Consider the following 18,402-nt stretch of genomic DNA (forward strand, 5'->3'; position numbering starts at 1 on the left):
GCTAGCCCGCCGCCGGCGGCCGTCCCGTTTTCAGCTGGGGCAGCGCCGCCAGCACCGCCTTGAGCGTGGCGATGTCGACCTGCCCCAGCAGGGCCACGCCCACGCGCAGCAGTTCACTCTTCTTGACATCGACGCCGGCGCGCAGACAGGCGCCCTTCACGTCGGCCAATACCGCGTATTCCTGCTCGGGCATGGTGAAGCTGTCGCGCACCAGCACCGGCCGCACCGCCGCGGCTGGCGCAGTGGGGGCCGGCGCCTTGCGCGCGGCTTTCTTCGGTGCAGGGTGCGAGAGCGCTTTGGCCGCTGCTTTCACGGCAGTCTTGATGGAGGGCTTGGCGGCCGGTTTTGCAGCCGGCTTGAGCGCAGGTCTGGCTCGCTTGGCCGCGGCGCTCTTGACCGCGCGGACCGGGGCTTTCGCCGTCTTGGCTGGCGCGGCTTTCGCGCGCGCGCCTGCTTTCGCTGCCACTGCAACAGTGGCGGACTTCCTGGGCATTACCGACTCCATCGTTCAACAAGCTAAACAATATAGTCGATTTGGCCCCGGACTGCCAAGACGCCGCGCAGTCAGGACGGGCGGGCGAACGCCGGCAAGCCCGGTGACACGGCAAGACTGCGCCGATGCAGGTCCCACAGCGCCCCCACGCGCAGGCCGGCATGCACCGGTACGGTCTCGCCGATGCCGCACTCTTCCATCAGCGCCAGCAGCAGGGCCAGCCCACCGGCCAGGTGGGGCGCGCGTGCGGCCGGCGCCCAGGACAGGCGCACCCGCGCGACGTGGCCGGTTTCGATGAAGCGCCGCCGCAGTTCGTAAAGGGTTCCGAGCGTTAACCGCCCATCCGCGATACCCTCTTCCAGCGCGATCTCGGCCAGCGCGCGCACCGTGCCGCAGGCGCCGTGGGCGAGCGCCGGGTGGCACCCGGCAAGCGTCGTCCCGGCAAAGCGGCTGCGCCCGGAGCGCACCGCGGCGTCGAAACAGGCGGCATCGATGCGGCCGTCGGCGAAAAAGCTCAGGCTCTGGCGCACCGCGCCCACCGCAAAGGATTCGATGCGCTCGATGGCCGGGCCGCGGCCCAGCACCAGTTCGGTCGAGGCGCTGCCGATGTCGAGCACCAGGAGCCGGCGCCCGCCGTTCCCGCCCAGGGTGCTGGCCACGCCCATGTAAACCAGGCGCCCGGCCTCGTCGTCGCCAATCAGTTCGATGGGACGGCGCAGCGCCGACTCGAGAGCGGGCAGGAACACGGCCGCATTGCGCGCCAGGCGCAGGGCCGAGGTGGCCACCACCCGCACGGCCTGCGGGCGCCAGGCATCGAGCGTGTCGGCGAAGCCGCGCAGGCAGGCCAGCGCCTGGCGCAGGGTGGCCTCGCACAGGCTGCCGTCCTCTTCGAAGGAGGCAGCCAGGCGTACCGGCTCGCACAGGCTGGCGTCGAACAGCAGTTCGCCGCCTTCGATGCGCCCGACGTGCAGGCGAAAACTGCTGGAGCCGAGTTCGACGGCCGCGTAATAGGGAGGGTCCGGCGGGGTGACGGGCATGAAAGCTCCTGCTGCAGAATGCCGCAGGATACGTCCACGATATGACAGCGATGTGACTGCGGGGCGCCCCTGGGGCTTCAGGCCTCGGCCGGGATGGCCACTGCCTGGCTGACCCGGTTGCGCCCGCCGCTCTTGGCAGCCTGCAGGGCGTCGTCGGCGCGCCGGAACAGGGTCACGGTGCTGTCTTCCGGGCGCAGGACGGTCACGCCGAGGCTGGCGGTCATGGTGATCAAGGCGCGTTCGCTCTTGACCGGAGTGCTGGCGATCGCGGCGCGGATGCGCTCGGCCACGAGCAGGGCTTCGTCGACGTTGGTGCGCGGCAGCAGGATCGCGAATTCGACGCCGACCAGCCGGCCGACCAGGTCGGAATCGCGCAGCTGGCGCTTGCACAGCTCGACCACGTTGCGCAGCACGGCGTCGCCGGCCGGATGGCCGTAGCTGTCGTTGACGCGCTTGAAGCCGTCCAGGTCCAGCACCACCAGCGCGGTCGGCAGCCCGGGGCGGCGCGCCAGCGCCATCCAGGGCGCCAGCGCATGGAAGAAACCGCGCCGGTTCGGCACATTGGTCAGCGGGTCGACCAGTTCCAGGCGCGCCAGTTCGCGCCCGGCGCGCTCGCGCCCGAGCAGCAGCATGCCGAAGCCGTTGGCCAGCATCAGGACGTAGAGCGCGGCGCTCGAGAGCTGGCGCAGCAGTTCGCTCGACAGCCAGCGCCAGCCGCCCGGCAGCACCAGCACCGACAGCCCGCGCAGGGCCACCACCAGGGCCAGCACGGCGGTGAGCAGCGCCAGGAAGCGCTGCAGCAGGCTGGCGCTGCGCCAGTTCGAGGCCAGCGCGATCGCGCCCAGCAGGTAAAAAGCGCCGAGCAGCAGCGACGAGGCGACGCTGCGCAGGCCCTGCTCGTCGATCAGGTAGCAGACGAAGAAGGCGAGGATCCCGAACGCGGCCGCCAGCAGCATCGGGCGGCGCCAGCCTTCGTGACCATTGGTTTCCCAGGCCGCGCCGGCTTCGATCGCGACACCGGCGAACAGCAGCGCATAGCCGCCCGGCAGCGCCAACGGCTCGGGCACCACGCCGAAGCCGCCCAGCGCCAGCAGGGTCCAGGCCCCGGCCTGCACCTGCTTCGACAGCGCCCAGGCGGCCAGCGCCGGCGGGGCTACCTTGCCGTGGTCGTAGAAGGTCAGCACGGCGCACAGGGCCAGGTTACCCAGGGCCAGCACCATGACCATCGTGGTCGCGTCGAGGTTCGTCATCGTTCGGGGTCCGGCGGCTCAGTATTCGTGTTCGACACGCCGGGTGCCGTCGCCGACCTTGCTGGTCCAGGCGCGCGCAAAATAATCCTGCTCTTCAAGGCTGGGCGCCGCATGCCAGAACACGATCAGGGTGCCCTTGTGGTCGTGCAGCTGGGTCAGCTTGTCGACGAAGCCGGCATTGCCGGCATTGTCGGCCATGGCCATGGCGTAGCCGTACACGCGCTGCAGGCGCTCGATCCGGTCGGGCTCGCTCAAAGCATTGGTGGCGGTAATCGAGGGATGGTCCAGGAACATGGGATCTTCCAGTTGTTCGAATAATCAGCTTATCAGAAAGCGATGCTTGGCAACAAGCTGCGTCGAGCGCATTTCATCCCTTACACTGGCCGCATGGCCGAACCGCGCAACCATCTGTACCCGCCTGCCCCGATTGTCACGACCGTGGGCGACCGGCGCACCCTGGAATTCACACCAGGTGACATCCAGAGCGAAATGCGGCTGTCGCGCCCGAGCGCGCTGGTGCTGGCCTATGCGCGCGCCATGATGTGCTTCGCGCTCCTGGTGCCGCGTCCGCGCCATATCGTGATGGTGGGCCTGGGCGGCGGCTCGTTCGCCAAGTTCTGCCACCGCCATTTTCCCTGGGCGCGCATCACGGTGCTGGAGGTACGCGCCGACGTGATCGCGCTGCGCGGGCAGTTCCAGGTGCCGCCGGACGACGCCCGGCTGCGCGTGCTGCACGTCGATGCCGCCGCCTGGCTGGCCGGGCAGGACGCGATGGCCGACGTGCTGCTGGTCGATGGCTTCGACGCCGCCGGCCTGCCCCCCGCCCTGTCGAGCGCGGGGTTTTATGCCGACTGCAGGCAGGCCTTGCGGCCCGGCGGCGTGCTGGTGGCGAATATCTTTACGTACGATCCCGGCTATGTGACTGCGGTGCAACGCCTGCACGGCGCCTTCGGCGGCGCCGTTTGCTGGCTGTCCGGCATGGCCGGCAACAACCAGATCCTGTTCGCGCAACGTCCGTGCCATCCCGGCGCCGCGCCCGGGCGCGCCCTGCGCCTCCTGCGCGACACCCTCGGCAACCGGGGCCTGGGCGCGGCCCTGGCCAACCGCCTGCTGGCGCGGCTGGTGGTGGCATGGCTGGGCCGGCGCAGCTGGTTTGCCCGCGGCTGACCCGCTGCCGGCGCGCAGATGCGGCCCATGCATACGACATTTCGTTTGCGGAAAACCACGCGCTTGTGACACACTTCATGTATTGATGCCTATTGGCAAGCCTTACCTCGTCACCATCCGGATCATTCCAATGCCGCGTCGCCTGCCCTTGTCGCTGACCCTTGCGGCGGCCCTTACGCTCGGGGGCGGCCTCGCCGTATCCGGCGCGCTGTTCCTGGGTGTCAGCCACCTCGAGTACGACAACATGGCGCTGGCCTTTGCCCAGCGCTCCAACGAGCGCGTCGCGGCGGTGCGCCAGGGCGTGAACCAGGCAGTCGAGCTTCTCACCGTCACCAACCAGCTGTTCGCCCGCGGGGAACCGGTCTCGCGCGAAGGCTTCCGCGATTTCACGGCGGCCCTGCTCGAGCGCCACCGCTATATCCAGGCCTTCAATTTCCACCGTTCGGTTCCGGGCGAAGCGCGCGCCGCCGTCGAGGCCGAGCTGCAGCGCATCCGGCCCGGCACCGTGTTCACCGAACTCACGCCCGGCGGCCTGCAACCCGCGCCGGTGCGCGCCCGCTACCACATCGTCGACTACATCGAGCCGATCGCCGGCAACGAGCGCGCCTTCGGCCTGAACATCACCGAAAACCTGCAGGTGATGAGCGCGCTCGAGATCGCCCGCGGCGAAGGCCGCGCCGCCGCCACCGACCTGTTCCAGCTGGCGCAAGATCCCCGCCGCGAACCCGCTTTCGAGCTGATCATGCCGGTGCTGGACCGCCAGGGCGTGCTGGCCGGCGACACCGCGGTCGTGATCCGCGGGCCGGAACTGGTGCGCGCCTCGCTGGCCGGCGCCGGCCTGCTCGATTCGCGCGACATCTTCGTGTCGGTGTATGCGGGGGAACGTACCGGGCCCGAGGCCCTGCTGTTTTCCACCGGCGACACCCGCAAGCGGCTTGACAGCTGGCTGACCGGTTTCATCTCCTCCGGGCACACCGGCCACAGCAGCGACCTGCTGCGCATCGCCGGCAAGCCATGGCGGATCGAAGTGGCGGCCGCCCCGCGCCCCTTCCTGCCGGACCACATGGCCTCGAGCGCCCTGCTGGTCGGCGGGATCCTGATGACCCTGATGAGCACGGCCTTCGTGCAGGCTTCCGGCCGGCGCGCGCGCAAGATCCAGCAACTGGTGCGCCAGCGCACCGCCGACCTGCGCCGCACCAACCGGCGCCTGGTGGAAGACATGGCCGCGCGCGAACGCGCCGAGCGCGCCCTGCAGCAAAGCGAGCAGCGCTTCCGCCAGCTGGTATCGATGTCCTCGGACTGGTACTGGGAACAGGACCGCGAGCTGCGCTTTACCATGGTCACCGGCGGCTTCACCGAAAAAGCCGGCGTGGCCGTGGAAAGCCTGCTGGGCAAGACGCGCTGGGAATATGTGCCGGCCCTGCTCGAATCCGAGCTGGGGCGCGTCCACATCGCCCAGGTGCGCGCCCACGAACCCTTCGCCAACCTCGAATACCAGGTGGTCGACGAGCATGGCGACACCCGCTGGTTCTGCGTCAACGGCCAGCCGGTGTTCGACGATGGCGGCGCCCTGATGGGCTACCGCGGCACCGGCAGCGACATCACCGAGCGCAAGCTCACCGAGCAGCGCGTGCACCACGTGGCCCAGCACGACGTGCTCACCGGCCTGCCGAACCGCTCGCTGCTGCAGGACCGGCTGAGCCAGGCGATCGCCTACGCCAACCGCAACGGACGCCCGATGTGGGTCATGCTGATCGACCTGGACCGCTTCAAGTTCGTCAACGACTCGATGGGCCACAAGGCCGGCGACGTGCTCCTGATGACGGTGGCGGCGCGCTTGAGCTCGTCGCTGCGCGACACCGATACCGTGGCGCGCCTGTCGGGCGACGAATTCGTCGTGATCCTCTCCGAGCAGCACGACGCGCCGCTCTCCACCGACATCGTGCAGCGCGTGATGGATTCCGTGGCCCAACCGGTCATGCTCGGTCCCAAGGAATTCTTCATGACCTGCTCGATCGGGGTGGCGGTCTACCCGAGCGAAGGCACGCCGGCCGACAGCCTGATCGAGCATGCCGACATCGCGATGTACAGCGCCAAGAAGCTCGGCCGCAACAATTTCCAGTTCTACACCCCGGCCATGAACGAGGAGTCGATGGAGCGGGTGCGCATCGAAAGCGCATTGCGCTGCGCCCTCGATCGCAACGAATTCGTATTGCACTACCAGCCCCAGGTGGACCTGAAGACCGGCCAGATCGTCGGCATGGAAGCCCTGATCCGCTGGAAGCACCCGGAGCTGGGCATGGTGCCGCCGGTCCGCTTCATCGGCATCGCCGAGGAAACCGGCCTGATCGTGCAGATCGGCGCCTGGGTGATGCGCACCGCCTGCGCCCAGAACAAGGCCTGGCAGGATGCCGGCCTGGGCAAGCTGCGGGTGGCGGTGAACTTGTCGGCGCGCCAGTTCGGCGCACCCGACCTGATCGCCGGGCTGGAGTCGGTGCTGCTTGATACCATGCTGGACCCGGACTGCCTCGAGATCGAGCTGACCGAGAGCCTGTTCATGGCCGACGTGACGCCGGCGGTGGAACTGCTGCACCGGATGAAGTCGCTGGGGGTGAACCTGTCGATCGACGATTTCGGCACCGGCTTCTCGAGCCTGTCCTACCTGTCGCGCTTCCCGATCGACGTGCTCAAGATCGACCGCTCCTTCGTTGCCGACATCACCATCGACGCCAACGATGCGGCGATTGTCACCTCCATCATCGGCCTGGCCCACAACCTGAAGCTGGCGGTGATCGCCGAAGGCGTCGAGACCCTCGAGCAGCTCGACTACCTGCGCAGCCACGGCTGCGACGAGATGCAGGGCTATTATTTCAGCAAGCCGCTGCCGGCCGACGAGTTCGAAGCCATGCTGCGCCGCCGCCACTGCCTACCGTCACCCCATGAAATCGAGGCTGAACCGGCCCTGGCTTGATCCAGATCGCCGCTTGATTGATAAATATCTAATGTAATTACATAAAAAGCTATTTATTTGTAGCTAAATTACTATCCTTGGTCTTAGAATACCTGTGTCTCTTTGGCAATCTTGGACCTACGGATATATATGATGATGAATGACACGGGTGACCTGGCCGTCGCTGCACACCCCGCTGCGGCCCGCCGCCAGCGCACCGACGACCGCACGCGCGACCTGATCAACCAGGCCATCGCGTCGGTACCGACCCTCGGGCTGCAGCGCGCAGCCGAATTCCTGGCGACGATGAACGTGCCGGCGGAAGTGGCGGTGCGGGTCCTGGTATATCCCAACCGGCGCCGCGCTAATTAAGGCAGGCGCGGCCCGGTGGCGGAACGGCGGCGCCTAGCGGCGCTGTTGTTCCTGCTGCTGGGTGATGTCGGCCAGCGATTCGCGGCCGCGTTCGGTCAGCGCATGGCCGCCGCCCTCGATCGGGGCGATATGCGACTTGGCGCTCAGGAAACGGGCGACGTCGTTGTCGATCGCCGCCGCAGGGTCGGCGGCCAGCGCCGTCAGGGCCTGCACGCAGCGGCGCAGGAACAGCACGGTCTGCCCCTTTTCCGTGAGGGCAATCCGTCCGTCACGGGTAAATTCCATCATCTTCAGTCCCGACAGGCGCTTGGCATTGCGTCCCACGCAGGCACCCGGGGAATCGCGCTTGACACCACGACGCACCAGCTCGAGTGCGTCGTATTCGTCCGTCGTCAGTTGTTCGTTCTTCATTCCTGCTTTCTTCAATCTGGGCGCGCCATGGTACCCGCCGCGCCCACCGAGGGCAAGCCTTGGCGCCGATTAGCGCACCATGCGCAGCGCCAGCAAGCCGAGCCCGGCACTTGCGGCCAGCCCGATTGCCAGCGCGAGCCGCGCGCGGCGCGAGTAATACAGCGGATGGCGGCCCAGGTAGATCGTATCGTACAAGGTATGGCCCATCGTTCTCTCCGGCGTCACAGGACGGACCCATTATAGGCAGCGCATCGTGTCAGGCGCATGACATGGATCGGGCGGCGCGGCGCCTCGTCTGGCGCGCGCCGATGCCGGGGTGGGCCTGTTACGATCATACGACATCGACAACCCTACCGGAGCACAGCATGAATCAACCGACGCACCAGGTCGATCCCGCGGCAACTGGCCGCCCCCTGTACGACGAAGCCGATATCGGCAGCGGCGAGAAATCGCCGGGCGAAGCCGAGACCGAAGAAATGATCCGCCAGATCCCGCCCCTGCCCGCCTCCGGCAAGCAGCCCGAAGCGCAGCCGTCCACGCAGCCGGGCGCACCAGGCGCCTGATTCCCTTCCCGCACCGCCTGCCAGCACGCGGCCGCTTGCGCTGCGCGCGTTTCGTCCTAAGCTGGAATGGGCAGCCGCCATGGCTGCCCTGCCCGCGCCCGGCGCGCCGGCATTCCATTGATAGCGAAGGAGGAAAACATGAACCACCGCACTATCCTGAAAAGTGCCGCGGTCGTCTCTGCACTCTACGGTCTCATCCTGGTCTTCGCACCGAACACCTTGATGTCCATGTACGGCTCGCAAGCCGTCGAGGCGTCGGGGTTGTATTTCGCCATGCTGTCGGGCGCCATGCTGCTGGGCTGGGCCGTCATGAACTGGGCCGCCAGCAACGCACCGGACATCGTCGAGATCCACTACGTCTTGCTGGGCAACCTGGCTTCGCTGGTGCTGTCCTTTATTGTGACCCTGGTGCGGCAGCTCACGCATGCCGGCGCGCCCGACTCGGGCTGGATCAATGTGGGGATTTTCCTGGTGTTCTCGGCGCTGTTCGGCTACCTGTACAAGGCCAGCCCGGCCGGCTACAGGCTGCACGCCCGCGGCCGGCCGGCCTGAAGCGGCCAAGGGGCCGCGCGATAGACCTAGCCGGCCTTGATCGGCGGCTCGGGGAAGCGTGGCTCCTGCACCGGTGCATTGACCGGGTCGGGGACGTCGTCGGGCACCGGCGGGCGTGGATCGGGCGTCGGGGTACCGTTCGGCGTGTCGGGATCGGGGGTACTGTGGGCGTGCACGGGGGTTGAGCCCTGCAGCCTGGTGTCGTCAAGCATGCTCATGGTCAGCCTCTCGGAGAGGGGCCTGTACTGCTGTGGCCCGGAGAAACGGCGGACGGCCTGGGCCGTCCGCGTGGAAACAAGCCGGCTGGGGCTTAATGGCGCTCTTGCTGCTTGGCGCCGCCGCCCGCGCCTTCGTCCTTGCCGGCTTTTTCGCGCGACATGTGGTCGTGGCTGCTCTTGTCGGTCTTGCCGGCGCGCTGCTTGGCCAGGTCTTCTTCGGACATGTGGTCGGACTGCTTGTTGTCCTGGGTACCGCCGGATTTGGATTGGGTCATGGTCATTCCTCCTGAGTAGATGTGCTTGGGACGGCCGGGTGTGGCCGCTTCTGCGTTGGAGACAAGCCTAGCATGAATGACAATATTGCGACTTCAATCGTGCGCGCCGGATTTCCTCAAAAACACTGTTTCCTCGGCTATAGTGGTCGCTCTTTTCCTTTCCCTGCCGACCATGCTACTACACCGCATCCTGCTCTCCGGCCTGCTCGCCGGCACGGTGGCCGGCGCCCACGCCGCCGCCCCGATGAAACTCGCCGACTACCTCGCCCTCACCGGTCCCGCGCCGACCGCACGCTATCCCTATGGTGAAGCGCCCTCGCAATTTGCCGAGCTATTCGTACCGAGCGGCAGCGGTCCCTTCCCCGTCGCCGTGCTGGTCCACGGCGGCTGCTGGACCAGCAAGTTCGGCGGCATCACCCAGCTGCGCAACATGGCCGGCGCACTGACCGCACGCGGCATCGCCGTCTGGAACGTGGAATACCGCCGCAGCGACGAGCCGGGCGGCGGCTATCCCGGCACCTACCAGGACATGCATGCCGCGCTCGACCTGCTGGAAAAGCAGGCCGGGGCGCACCGGCTCGACATGCAGCGCGTGGTGGCCGTCGGGCATTCGGCCGGCGGGCAGCTGGTGCAGTGGATGGCCGGACGCGCGCGCATCCCGGCAGGCAGCCCGCTCTACCGCGCCAGGCCGCTGCCGGTGCGCGCGATCGTGAGCCTGGGCGGCCTGGCCGACCTGCGCGGCGAAGCGGCCCTGATCAAGGCCAGCTGCGGCCGCGAAACCGCCGAGCTGGCGGGCTTGCCCGGCCCGGGGCGGCCGGACGTGTTCGTTGACACCAATGCGGCGGAGCTGATGCCCAACGGCAGCCGTACCTACCTTGTCACCGGCGAACTCGACACGATCTCGCCGCCGCGCGTGGCCCACGACTACGCCGCCAGGGCGCGCAAGGCGGGCGACGCCGCGGAAGTGGTGATCCTGCCGGGTGCGAGCCATTACGACGAGGTGGCGGCCAGTTCGCCGGCCTGGCCGCAGGTGCTGGAAGTCATCGAGCGGGCGCTGGGCCAGCCAGTCAGGACAAACTCCCCCTAGCCAGGCTTGGCGATCCGGACGGCCTCCCGGTTCACTTCCTGCCGAGAGATTAAGCTTCTCCAACTATCAGACAAGGTCTATAACTAGAGGTCGGTGCGTGCCAAAAGAAAGGGCGCAAAGACAAGTTATCCATTGCAACATCTGTAAATGATGTTGTCGATTGCAGACCAATCTTGACTGAAGGAGCGATGATGACCAGGAGAAGAGACTTCCTTCGAATTGCTTCCGGTGTGGGTGTCTCCGCGTACGCGGGAACAGTGTTCTCAAGGTTCGCGATGGCCCAGGGTGGACTGACCGCGAACACGCATTACATCGATCCAACTGCGCCGGGTACGGGTGACGGAACCCTTGCAAAACCTTTTCGCTCGTGGACCAGCGTGTCCTGGGCGCCCGGCCACACCTACCTGCAGAAACGCGGTACGACCTATTCGGGTGTCTTCCAGGTGTCGGCGAACGGCACTGCGCTTCAGCGCATCACCATCGGCGCTTATTATCGATCCAACGGCAGCGACGATACTTCACGGCCAAAACCGGTCATCATCCTGCCGCCGGCGCCCGCCACGCCGGCCAACGGCGCGTCGATCGCGGTGTACAAGCAGGAGCGCGATTTCGTCACCTACCGTCACCTGGACATCCGGAACAATGCCTTGCCGGAGGGGAGCGACGTGGCCATCATTTGGCTGGGCAATCACTGCGTTTTCGAAAATAACAACGTGACGTCGAATTGCGCCGGCGTGTATATCTTCGAAAAAAGCCACGTGACCGTCTCCGGCTGCGTGCTCGACGTCATCAGCAACGCCGCCGCGTATGGCAATCAAGGGATTCTGGTTGCAGGGAACGGCAATATGGACGACATAAAGCTGCTCAATAATGTTGTCCGCCACCGCGGCGGCGGCACGGTGACATCGTATGGCATCCGTTGTGAAACCTACGACAGCGCCGCCTTCCTCACGCATCTCGTCATTCGCGGCAACCGCGTCTCTCCGCCATCGGGCGTCGCCTACAACCCGAACCGCAGAGCGATCGGCATCTACCTGATCCGGGGAGACGCAGCCACGCTGGACAACAATACCGTGACCGGCATGCTGACCGGCATCTTCATGAACGGTGGAGATCGCAGCTATGTGGGCAACAACAACTGCAGCAACAATATGAATTTCGGAATTCATATCAGCGGCGTTTCCAGGTTTTACATCATCGAGCGCAATGTCTGTAATTCCAATGGCGGAACATTGGCGCCTACCTATTACGGCCGGGGTATCGAATTATCGTCGGCAGCCGGACAGGACGCCGTATCCGGACACACTGTCCGCTACAACACTTGCCGGTTCAACTATAACTACGGCGGTCCGCTGGACAACGGTTCGGAAGGCGTCGGCATCGGCGTGGACGACGGGACCAGCAAGTGCGCGGTCTACGGCAACATTATCTCGAATAATGAAGGCAGCGGTATCCAGATGTACGGCGGCGGCGATCCGGCCAGGTGGGCCGACACCGGCGGCCACACCGTTGATTCCAACAAGATGGCTTCCAACTGCAGCTTTTCCGTCCTCAACCGGCGCAGTGGCGGGAAAACACCAAGTCCCTTCCAGGCGCATATCGCGCTGTCTTACATTTACGGCAGCCCAACCGTTGTCTCCAATAACAGGTTCTCGGGAAGCACCCGCATGGGCGTCTACACCGACGGCACCGATTCGAACGTCACGATGGTCGGCAACGCCTAGCCGGAGGGCCTCCTTCGCAACGACAACGCCAGCCTGGCGCCGGCGTTTCCTTGTTCGCTCGCGCCGGCTGTCAGGCGCGCTCGACACGCCGCGCCAGCGGCGCCTCGATCTCCACATCGCCCAATGCGACCGCCACGCATGGCAAGATATAGCCTTCGCGCTTTTCGTCGAACGACAGGCCGGGCCATTCGATGGTGTGCGCCACCTGCCCGCTGCGCAGGCGGCAGATGCAGGTGCGGCAGGTCCCGTTACGGCAAGAATTCGGCAGCTCGACGCCCGCGGCTTCGGCCGCCTTCAGGATGCTGGCGCCGGGAACCGCCGTGAAGGCGATGCCGCTGGGCTGGAGCAGGATGGCAGGGCTGGTCATGCCCGCGATTGTAGCGCCGCCGGCCTCTTTCCGTAGAGTTCGGTGACGCACAGACCCGCCCCCCGGCGCCACACTACTCTGAGGTTTCCAAAAGCAAGCATTGCAGGAAATCAAATGAAAAAATCTTACACCGCCCCCTTCCTCGTCGCCGCCATGATTGCCGCGCTTCCTGCCGCCCATGCGCAGCAGCCGGCTCCAGCCCCGGCTGCGCCACCCGTGGCCGCCGCCGCCGCGCCAACCGCCGCTGCACCCGAAGCAACGCCCACGCGCGCCGCCCCAGCCAATGCCAAGCAGGCCAGGTTCGAGCGCAACCTGCGCGCCCAGGTGCTGCTCGACCGCGCCCGCTTCTCGCCGGGCGAGATCGACGGCGCCTACGGCTCCAACATGCGCCAGGCCCTGAGCGGCTTCCAGGCGGCGCGCAAGCTGCCGGTGACCGGCAAGCTCGACGAGGCGACCTGGAATGCGCTCAACGCCGACAACAGCCCGACCCTCACCACCTATACGCTGGCCGATTCCGACGTGGCCGGCCCGTTCGAGCCGATCCCGGCCGAGATGATGGACAAGGCCGCGCTCAAGGCCCTGGGCTATGAAAACGTGCTCGAAGGCCTGGGCGAGAAATTCCACGCCAAGCCTGCCATGATCGCCAGCCTGAACCAGGGCAAGGACCTCAACAGCGCCGGCACCCAGATCCAGGTGCCGAACGTGATCGGCAAGCAGCCGCTGCCGAAAGCCGCGAAAGTCGTGATCGACGGCAGCACGCGCACGCTGCAGTTGCTCGATGCGGCCGGCGCCCTGCTCGCCCAATATCCGGTCTCGACCGGCAGCGCCAACGATCCGCTGCCGATCGGCACCTGGAAGATCGAAGGCGTGCACGCCAACCCGACCTACCACTACAACCCGAAACTGTTCTGGGATGCCGAGCCGGGCGACAAGAAGGCCAAGATCGCACCGGGTCCGAACAATCCGGTCGGCGTGGTCTGGATCGACCTGTCCAAGCCGCACTACGGCATCCACGGCACCCCGGTGCCGGGCCACGTCGGCAAGACCGAATCGCACGGCTGCATCCGCCTGACCAACTGGAGCGCCGCCGAAGTGGCCAGCGCGGTTGCCAAAGGCCTGGAAGTCGTGCTGCAAGATTAAAAACGTCGTATTCCTTAACGAAGTGATCGGAGAACAAGAATGAAATGGCTGATGACTTTCCTGCTGGGCGTGCTGGTCGGCGCCAGTGGCCTGTTCCTGTGGCTGCGCGAGATTCCGGACGATCCGGCCCCGGTGGTGGCGGTTGCCCCGCCGGCGCCGGTGGCCGCGTCCGCGCCGCCGGTCGACGCCGCGGCCTCCGGCTCGGTGGTGCAGACCGACCTGGCCGAGGCCGACCTGCCGCTGCGTCCCTCCAGCACGCAGTCGAGCGCCAATGCCCCGGCCCCGGCCGATGCGGTGGCGGCGCAAGCCAAGCTGCTGGTGCCGGTGCAGGGGGTCAAGTCGGCCAGCCTCACCGACACCTTCGACCAGCCGCGCGGCAGCCAGCGCCACCATGAAGCGCTCGACATCATGGCCGCGAAAGGCACGCCGGTGGTGGCGGCGGCCGACGGCAAGGTCGAGAAGCTGTTCCAGAGCAAACCGGGCGGGACCACCCTGTACCAGTTCGACCCGAGCGGAAAGTACGCGTATTACTACGCGCACCTGGACCGTTACGCGGACGGCATCAAGGAGGGCATGGAGCTCAAGCGCGGCGACGTGCTCGGCTATGTCGGCGTGACCGGCAATTCCGACCCGAACGCACCGCACCTGCATTTCTCGGTGGTCGAGCTGACGCCCGAGAAGCAATGGTGGAAAGGCACGCCGCTCAATCCGTATCCGCTGATGACGGATTGAGCGTCGAGTAAATCCGCTCAGGTTCCCGGGGGCGGCGCCGGCTCGTCCACGTCGGGCCCCACATTGATCGCCGCATAGGCACGCTGCACCGCGACCGCTTCCTTGCTGTCCTTTCCGTACAGCTCGGTAGCGGCCTCGATCATCCTGGCGCGGGCATTCGCATAGTTCGTCGACGAGGTGAACTTGGTCGTGTTCGCATGGAACCAGATGCGGAAAGCCTTATCGGTACCGATGCCGGTCATGGCGGCCGGCTGCTTGACCAGGTATTTGCTGTAGTAGTCGCCCGCGCTGTCCGCGCGCGACCCCTTGGCCAGGAAATAGAACATGCGGTTGTTCGGACCGCTGCTGTAGTGCACGTCCAGCCGGCGCAGCGAGCTGCTCCAGGCGTCCGGGCTGCTGCCATCCTTGCTCGGCCGGTACATCCAGCGCAGCGGCGTCGCATTGCGGCTGATTTCCGTCCCCAGTTGCCAGTCGTTGCCCTCTTCCGGGAAGGTATCGCCCTTGCCGCCGGCGCGCGCATAGGCTTCGACGACCTCGCCGGAGATGTCCGAGGACGATTCGTTCAGGCCACCCGACTCCCCCGAATAAATCAGGCTTGACGTCGCTGCCGTAATCCCATGGCCCATCTCGTGACCGATCACGTCGATCGATCCCAGGCTGGTGAAATACGTGCCGTCGCCGATGAACATGCAGCGGCAGGTATCGCTGTAATAGGCGTTGTCGTAGCCGCGGTTGACGTGGGCCGCGATATAGGTCGACGTGTCGCGGCCGTCGAGCGAGAGCCAGCCCAGCACGTTCTTGTGCGCGTCGTAGGTGTTCATCAGGCCCCACATCGCGTTCACGGCCGCCGTCTGGCCATTGGCCCCTAGGGTGCTGCTGCCTTCGACGAACTGGTTGCCGTCGCCCCAGACATTGGTCGCATTGTTGTACACCTTGCCGGCGCTGCTGCCGTTGTTGGCATTGGTGATCGCCATGGCGCCGAAGGTGCCGCCCTTGCCGCGCTCGGGGTCGAGCATCTGGTAGCTGCCGTTGACCAGCGTGGTGCTAATTAGCACCTCGCCGTTGTACTGGCTTTTTCCGGTGCCGAGCACCGTCTGCAGCATGCTCCACTGGTCGAGCACCGCGCCGTCGCGCGCGCTGATCACGGTATCGAAATAGACCGGCTGCGCTTCCAATCGCATGCGGGTGCTGACCAGGTAGGCCAGCTCGTAGCGGTCCACCGCGTCCTCCACGTCCAGTGCATTGAGCTCGGCTTCCTCCTTGGCGCCGGCGCCGACCACGCGCTGCATGCGCATCACCGGGTAGATCAGCAGTTCGGCGCGCGGCGGCACCACGTGCACCGCGCCCTCTACCTGGGTCGCCATGGCCGCCGCGATCGCGGCGCGGGTCGCAATCTGCGGCTGCACGGTGAAGCTGGCGGTCAGCGCGCCGAGCCGGTTCGAGCTGCCCTTGCCGAGGTGGAGGCGGCGCTCCGAGGCGGACTCGGACAGGATCTTCGCGTCCTTGTCGAGCACGATCACCGAATCGGATCCGAACACCCGCAGGCCCTTGTAGGTATGCGCGGCGCGCAGCACCTGGGTGCCGTTCGCGCCCGGATGCTGGGCGGTCAGCTTGTAATGGTGGTCCTGGTCCAGGCCCTTGGCCTGGCGCTGCCCCACCAGTTGCCCGAGCACCGAGGCGCGGGTCTTGACGCTCAGCGTCGTGTGGGGACTCATGGTGGGCGCCGCGGCCAGCGGCAGGTGCGCAAGCAGCAAGGCAGCGCCGAGCAGCGCGGCCGGGAAAGTTGTGTGCGGGGTCATCTCGTTCTCCGTCCGTGGAAGCACGGCTCCAAGATGGGCCGTGCATCGGACAGTGTGGACGAGCTCGCTAAAACAGGTTTGCTCAAGCGCAACAGTTACGCTGACTTAGAGGCTACGGCTCCAGCTCAGTGCAAATGTGCGGCCACGCCCGGCATAGGTATTGGCGGCATCCACCGCGGCGGCCGATTGCGAGTAATAGCCGACATACTGGCGGTCGAAGACGTTTTCGATGGAGAGGCCAAAGCGCCCCAGGGCGTTCTCCCAGGTGAGCGCGGCGTCGGCCAGCGTATAGCCCTTGAAGTGTTCTTCGAGGTTGCTGGTGCCGACACGGCGGCCGATGTTGATGTCGCGGTCGCGCAAATGGGTCGCCTGCAGCCGCAGCTGGGCTTTCGGCGCCAGGCGCCAGTTGGCGCCCAGCACCGCCTTGTTCGGCCCCTGCGAGCGCGCGCCCAGGTCCAGGTCGAGCGGGGCTCCCTGCGCCGCCGCGGTCTTGCCGTCGGTCCTGGCCCAGGTGCCGAAGACGGTCCAGTCCGTGTTCGGGCGCCATTCGCCATTGGCTTCCCAGCCCTTGACCGTCGTCGGCACCCGCTCGACCAGGCCGATGCCGGCCGAGTTGATGCGGATGACGCTGCCCAGCTTGGAGCGCGAATCGTAGCGCGACAGGCCGAACTGGCCGGCCGCGCCGCGCCAGTTGATGCCGGCCTCGTTGTTGCGGGTAACGATCGGCTGCAGGCTGATCAGGCTCGACACCGACTGGTTGGCCAGGGTCACGCCGCGCAGCACCAGGCCGGCGTCGGGCAGGCCGAAGCCTTCCGAGCTGGCGGCAAAGGCCGACCATTGCGGCGCGAAGCGCCATACCGCGCCCAGGTTCCTCACCGTCTTGGTGAACTCGGCCGAACCGCCTTCCACGCGCCTGCCGCCGTAGGCGGCCAGGGTGGTATAGGTGTCGACTTCGAGCCTGGCGTCTTCGCGCCGCACGCCGCCGCGCAGCGTGACCGGGCCGAGTTCGTATTCGAGCTGGGCGAATGGGGCCAGCGAGCGGAATTTCAGTTCCGGCACCCAGGTGCGGTTGGTAGCGGCCAGGCGCTGCTGCGTATGGTCGCGCAGCCAGTCCAGGCCGGCGGTCAGTTCCAGGCCCTGCACCAGGAGGTCGGGACGCGACCAGGTGATGCGCGAGCCGATCTTGTCGGCCACCACCTGCGACTGGTCGTAGAGGGTGCCGACGGGCGCGATGCTGCGGTCCTGGAAGGTCGAGGTATTGGTGGCGCCGTACAGCGACGAGAAATCGTGGGAGAACAATTGCGCCGACAACTGCCCGCCGGCCAGTTCGGCATGGCGGTAGTCGAGGCTGGCGCTGCGCACCTTGTTGCGCGCAGGCGCGCCGGGTGGGGTGCCGGGAAGCGAACTGGTAGGCACGCCTTCGGCCACCACGCCGGGGGCGTTGCGGTAGTCGCCGTCGCCGCTCAGGTCGAAGCGATTCAGACTCAGCTGAAGGCGCTGCGCGCCGAAGTCCTTGCCCATCTTGAGGAACAGGTCGTTGCCGTGCGAATCGAGGGTGTCGCCCTGCACGCTGTCGATGCCCAGGCGGCGTCCGCTGCCGTCATAGCCCATGCCGCGCCGCTGTACGCTGGCGTAAGCCAGCAGGTCGAAGGCTTCCGACTTGTGGCTGACGGTCAAGCCGGTTTTCCAGTCCAGGCTGTCCGACTCGAACTGGCTGGACAGGCGCGCGTTGACGGCGGTAGTGGTGCCCATGGCACGCGGGGTCTTGGTGATGTAGTTGATGATGCCGCCGGTCGCTCCCATGCCCTGCATGGCCGAGGCGCCGTTGATCACCTCGATGCGTTCGATGATGGCGCTGTCGGCAAAATAGCCTTCGCGCATGCCGGCGCGCAGCGGGTTCGATTGCGGGATGCCGTCGAGCAGGATCAGCGGCTGGCGCCCGCGCAGCGATTCGCCGGTCGAGGTCATCTTCTGGCGGCTCGGCGCATAGCCCGGCACATAGGTCGCCAGCGCCTGCGACGGATCATCCGCGATCAGGTACTGGGTCGACAGTTCCTGCTGTGTGATGACCGAAACCGCGCCAGGGATCTTGTCCACGGCCTTGGCGGTGCGGGTGGCGGTGACCACCACCGTGGCCTGCTCGGGCTCCTGCCCTGGCTCGCCGGAGGACTGCCAGGCGGCGGCTTGCGGCGCCGCCATCAGGAAACAGGCGCCTGCCACGGCGAAGGAAACAGGCTTCATCGACATCGACTTGCGCATCATGGG

General features: G+C 66.6%; 20 protein-coding genes. 9 read left to right on the forward strand and 11 right to left on the reverse strand.

The genetic code is table 11. The annotated features are described in order from the left end of the window. Nucleotide 1 precedes the first annotated feature (1 nt). The 4 genes from AC56LR_RS03060 to AC56LR_RS03075 all read right to left on the reverse strand — a co-directional run bounded on the left by AC56LR_RS03060 (nt 2) and on the right by AC56LR_RS03075 (nt 3,074). On the reverse strand, nt 2–493 hold the full coding sequence (locus AC56LR_RS03060) for a hypothetical protein (protein WP_497127287.1): 492 nt from the start codon (nt 491–493) through the stop codon (nt 2–4). A 71-nt stretch (nt 494–564) separates the two neighbouring features. Then, complete coding sequence (locus AC56LR_RS03065) at nt 565–1,530, reverse strand: Ppx/GppA phosphatase family protein (RefSeq protein ID WP_497127290.1); 966 nt, start codon at nt 1,528–1,530, stop codon at nt 565–567. A gap of 77 nt (nt 1,531–1,607) precedes the next feature. Beyond that, entirely contained in the window at nt 1,608–2,780 is a 1,173-nt protein-coding gene (locus AC56LR_RS03070) for a GGDEF domain-containing protein (protein ID WP_497127292.1), read from the reverse strand. An 18-nt stretch (nt 2,781–2,798) separates the two neighbouring features. Continuing rightward, nucleotides 2,799–3,074, reverse strand: a complete 276-nt coding sequence (locus tag AC56LR_RS03075; protein ID WP_497127294.1) for a hypothetical protein — start codon at nt 3,072–3,074, stop codon at nt 2,799–2,801. 93 nt (nt 3,075–3,167) lie between these two features. Between AC56LR_RS03075 and AC56LR_RS03080 the strand changes: the two genes are divergently transcribed. From AC56LR_RS03080 to AC56LR_RS03090, 3 genes are all read left to right on the forward strand, one after another. Beyond that, on the forward strand, nt 3,168–3,947 hold the full coding sequence (locus AC56LR_RS03080) for a spermine/spermidine synthase domain-containing protein (RefSeq protein ID WP_497127296.1): 780 nt from the start codon (nt 3,168–3,170) through the stop codon (nt 3,945–3,947). Nucleotides 3,948–4,077: 130 nt separating this feature from the next. Beyond that, on the forward strand, nt 4,078–6,918 hold the full coding sequence (locus AC56LR_RS03085; protein ID WP_497127298.1) for a bifunctional diguanylate cyclase/phosphodiesterase: 2,841 nt from the start codon (nt 4,078–4,080) through the stop codon (nt 6,916–6,918). A gap of 129 nt (nt 6,919–7,047) precedes the next feature. Then, the gene (locus AC56LR_RS03090; RefSeq protein ID WP_497127300.1) at nt 7,048–7,269 is read left to right on the forward strand and encodes a hypothetical protein; all 222 of its coding nucleotides are present in this window, start codon (nt 7,048–7,050) and stop codon (nt 7,267–7,269) included. A gap of 33 nt (nt 7,270–7,302) precedes the next feature. Here the strand turns inward: AC56LR_RS03090 and AC56LR_RS03095 are convergent, their stop codons facing one another. Continuing rightward, the gene (locus AC56LR_RS03095) at nt 7,303–7,680 is read right to left on the reverse strand and encodes a hypothetical protein (RefSeq protein WP_497127302.1); all 378 of its coding nucleotides are present in this window, start codon (nt 7,678–7,680) and stop codon (nt 7,303–7,305) included. A gap of 69 nt (nt 7,681–7,749) precedes the next feature. Beyond that, complete coding sequence (locus AC56LR_RS03100; protein ID WP_497127304.1) at nt 7,750–7,887, reverse strand: hypothetical protein; 138 nt, start codon at nt 7,885–7,887, stop codon at nt 7,750–7,752. Nucleotides 7,888–8,045: 158 nt separating this feature from the next. Between AC56LR_RS03100 and AC56LR_RS03105 the strand changes: the two genes are divergently transcribed. Then, the gene (locus AC56LR_RS03105) at nt 8,046–8,243 is read left to right on the forward strand and encodes a hypothetical protein (RefSeq protein ID WP_497127306.1); all 198 of its coding nucleotides are present in this window, start codon (nt 8,046–8,048) and stop codon (nt 8,241–8,243) included. Nucleotides 8,244–8,381: 138 nt separating this feature from the next. After that, nucleotides 8,382–8,795 (forward strand): hypothetical protein, encoded by a 414-nt coding sequence (locus AC56LR_RS03110; RefSeq protein ID WP_497127308.1) that lies wholly within the window; start codon nt 8,382–8,384, stop codon nt 8,793–8,795. Between the two features lie 26 nt (nt 8,796–8,821). On the opposite strand, the gene AC56LR_RS03115 is transcribed toward AC56LR_RS03110, so the two are convergent. Continuing rightward, the gene (locus AC56LR_RS03115) at nt 8,822–9,013 is read right to left on the reverse strand and encodes a hypothetical protein (protein WP_497127310.1); all 192 of its coding nucleotides are present in this window, start codon (nt 9,011–9,013) and stop codon (nt 8,822–8,824) included. Nucleotides 9,014–9,105: 92 nt separating this feature from the next. Beyond that, nucleotides 9,106–9,288, reverse strand: a complete 183-nt coding sequence (locus AC56LR_RS03120; protein ID WP_497127312.1) for a hypothetical protein — start codon at nt 9,286–9,288, stop codon at nt 9,106–9,108. Nucleotides 9,289–9,460: 172 nt separating this feature from the next. Between AC56LR_RS03120 and AC56LR_RS03125 the strand changes: the two genes are divergently transcribed. Both AC56LR_RS03125 and AC56LR_RS03130 read left to right on the forward strand, forming a co-directional pair. Beyond that, a complete protein-coding gene (locus AC56LR_RS03125) occupies nt 9,461–10,375 on the forward strand; it encodes an alpha/beta hydrolase (protein WP_497127314.1) in 915 nt (304 codons plus the stop codon). Between the two features lie 188 nt (nt 10,376–10,563). Then, nucleotides 10,564–12,099, forward strand: coding sequence for a right-handed parallel beta-helix repeat-containing protein (locus tag AC56LR_RS03130; RefSeq protein WP_497127316.1), 1,536 nt, complete (start codon nt 10,564–10,566; stop codon nt 12,097–12,099). Nucleotides 12,100–12,169: 70 nt separating this feature from the next. Here AC56LR_RS03130 and AC56LR_RS03135 read toward each other — a convergent pair whose 3' ends face one another. Next, complete coding sequence (locus AC56LR_RS03135; RefSeq protein WP_497127318.1) at nt 12,170–12,466, reverse strand: 2Fe-2S iron-sulfur cluster-binding protein; 297 nt, start codon at nt 12,464–12,466, stop codon at nt 12,170–12,172. A 114-nt stretch (nt 12,467–12,580) separates the two neighbouring features. On the opposite strand from AC56LR_RS03135, the gene AC56LR_RS03140 reads away from it, so the two are divergent. Both AC56LR_RS03140 and AC56LR_RS03145 read left to right on the forward strand, forming a co-directional pair. Continuing rightward, complete coding sequence (locus AC56LR_RS03140; RefSeq protein WP_497127320.1) at nt 12,581–13,606, forward strand: L,D-transpeptidase family protein; 1,026 nt, start codon at nt 12,581–12,583, stop codon at nt 13,604–13,606. Nucleotides 13,607–13,645: 39 nt separating this feature from the next. Continuing rightward, nucleotides 13,646–14,338 carry a M23 family metallopeptidase gene (locus tag AC56LR_RS03145; RefSeq protein WP_497127322.1) on the forward strand — a complete coding sequence of 231 codons (693 nt, stop codon included), beginning with the start codon at nt 13,646–13,648 and terminating at the stop codon, nt 14,336–14,338. Nucleotides 14,339–14,355: 17 nt separating this feature from the next. Here AC56LR_RS03145 and AC56LR_RS03150 read toward each other — a convergent pair whose 3' ends face one another. Then, nucleotides 14,356–16,137, reverse strand: coding sequence for a M4 family metallopeptidase (locus AC56LR_RS03150; RefSeq protein ID WP_497127324.1), 1,782 nt, complete (start codon nt 16,135–16,137; stop codon nt 14,356–14,358). A 105-nt stretch (nt 16,138–16,242) separates the two neighbouring features. After that, a complete protein-coding gene (locus AC56LR_RS03155) occupies nt 16,243–18,378 on the reverse strand; it encodes a TonB-dependent receptor (RefSeq protein WP_497127326.1) in 2,136 nt (711 codons plus the stop codon). Between the last annotated feature and the right edge of the window lie 24 nt (nt 18,379–18,402).

The sequence above is a fragment of the Telluria sp. ZT3P39 genome, assembly GCF_059685935.1.

Excerpts from the sequence above, each read along its gene's own strand:
- AC56LR_RS03135 (WP_497127318.1), bottom strand. The coding sequence starts at position 12,466 with ATGACCAGCCCTGCCATCCTGCTCCAGCCCAGCGGCATCGCCTTCACG.
- AC56LR_RS03130 (WP_497127316.1), top strand. The coding sequence starts at position 10,564 with ATGATGACCAGGAGAAGAGACTTCCTTCGAATTGCTTCCGGTGTGGGT.
- AC56LR_RS03090 (WP_497127300.1), top strand. The coding sequence starts at position 7,048 with ATGATGATGAATGACACGGGTGACCTGGCCGTCGCTGCACACCCCGCT.
- AC56LR_RS03100 (WP_497127304.1), bottom strand. The coding sequence starts at position 7,887 with ATGGGCCATACCTTGTACGATACGATCTACCTGGGCCGCCATCCGCTG.
- AC56LR_RS03110 (WP_497127308.1), top strand. The coding sequence starts at position 8,382 with ATGAACCACCGCACTATCCTGAAAAGTGCCGCGGTCGTCTCTGCACTC.
- AC56LR_RS03120 (WP_497127312.1), bottom strand. The coding sequence starts at position 9,288 with ATGACCCAATCCAAATCCGGCGGTACCCAGGACAACAAGCAGTCCGAC.
- AC56LR_RS03085 (WP_497127298.1), top strand. The coding sequence starts at position 4,078 with ATGCCGCGTCGCCTGCCCTTGTCGCTGACCCTTGCGGCGGCCCTTACG.
- AC56LR_RS03105 (WP_497127306.1), top strand. The coding sequence starts at position 8,046 with ATGAATCAACCGACGCACCAGGTCGATCCCGCGGCAACTGGCCGCCCC.
- AC56LR_RS03150 (WP_497127324.1), bottom strand. The coding sequence starts at position 16,137 with ATGACCCCGCACACAACTTTCCCGGCCGCGCTGCTCGGCGCTGCCTTG.
- AC56LR_RS03140 (WP_497127320.1), top strand. The coding sequence starts at position 12,581 with ATGAAAAAATCTTACACCGCCCCCTTCCTCGTCGCCGCCATGATTGCC.
- AC56LR_RS03065 (WP_497127290.1), bottom strand. The coding sequence starts at position 1,530 with ATGCCCGTCACCCCGCCGGACCCTCCCTATTACGCGGCCGTCGAACTC.
- AC56LR_RS03060 (WP_497127287.1), bottom strand. The coding sequence starts at position 493 with ATGCCCAGGAAGTCCGCCACTGTTGCAGTGGCAGCGAAAGCAGGCGCG.
- AC56LR_RS03145 (WP_497127322.1), top strand. The coding sequence starts at position 13,646 with ATGAAATGGCTGATGACTTTCCTGCTGGGCGTGCTGGTCGGCGCCAGT.
- AC56LR_RS03075 (WP_497127294.1), bottom strand. The coding sequence starts at position 3,074 with ATGTTCCTGGACCATCCCTCGATTACCGCCACCAATGCTTTGAGCGAG.
- AC56LR_RS03115 (WP_497127310.1), bottom strand. The coding sequence starts at position 9,013 with ATGAGCATGCTTGACGACACCAGGCTGCAGGGCTCAACCCCCGTGCAC.
- AC56LR_RS03095 (WP_497127302.1), bottom strand. The coding sequence starts at position 7,680 with ATGAAGAACGAACAACTGACGACGGACGAATACGACGCACTCGAGCTG.
- AC56LR_RS03125 (WP_497127314.1), top strand. The coding sequence starts at position 9,461 with ATGCTACTACACCGCATCCTGCTCTCCGGCCTGCTCGCCGGCACGGTG.
- AC56LR_RS03155 (WP_497127326.1), bottom strand. The coding sequence starts at position 18,378 with ATGAAGCCTGTTTCCTTCGCCGTGGCAGGCGCCTGTTTCCTGATGGCG.
- AC56LR_RS03070 (WP_497127292.1), bottom strand. The coding sequence starts at position 2,780 with ATGACGAACCTCGACGCGACCACGATGGTCATGGTGCTGGCCCTGGGT.
- AC56LR_RS03080 (WP_497127296.1), top strand. The coding sequence starts at position 3,168 with ATGGCCGAACCGCGCAACCATCTGTACCCGCCTGCCCCGATTGTCACG.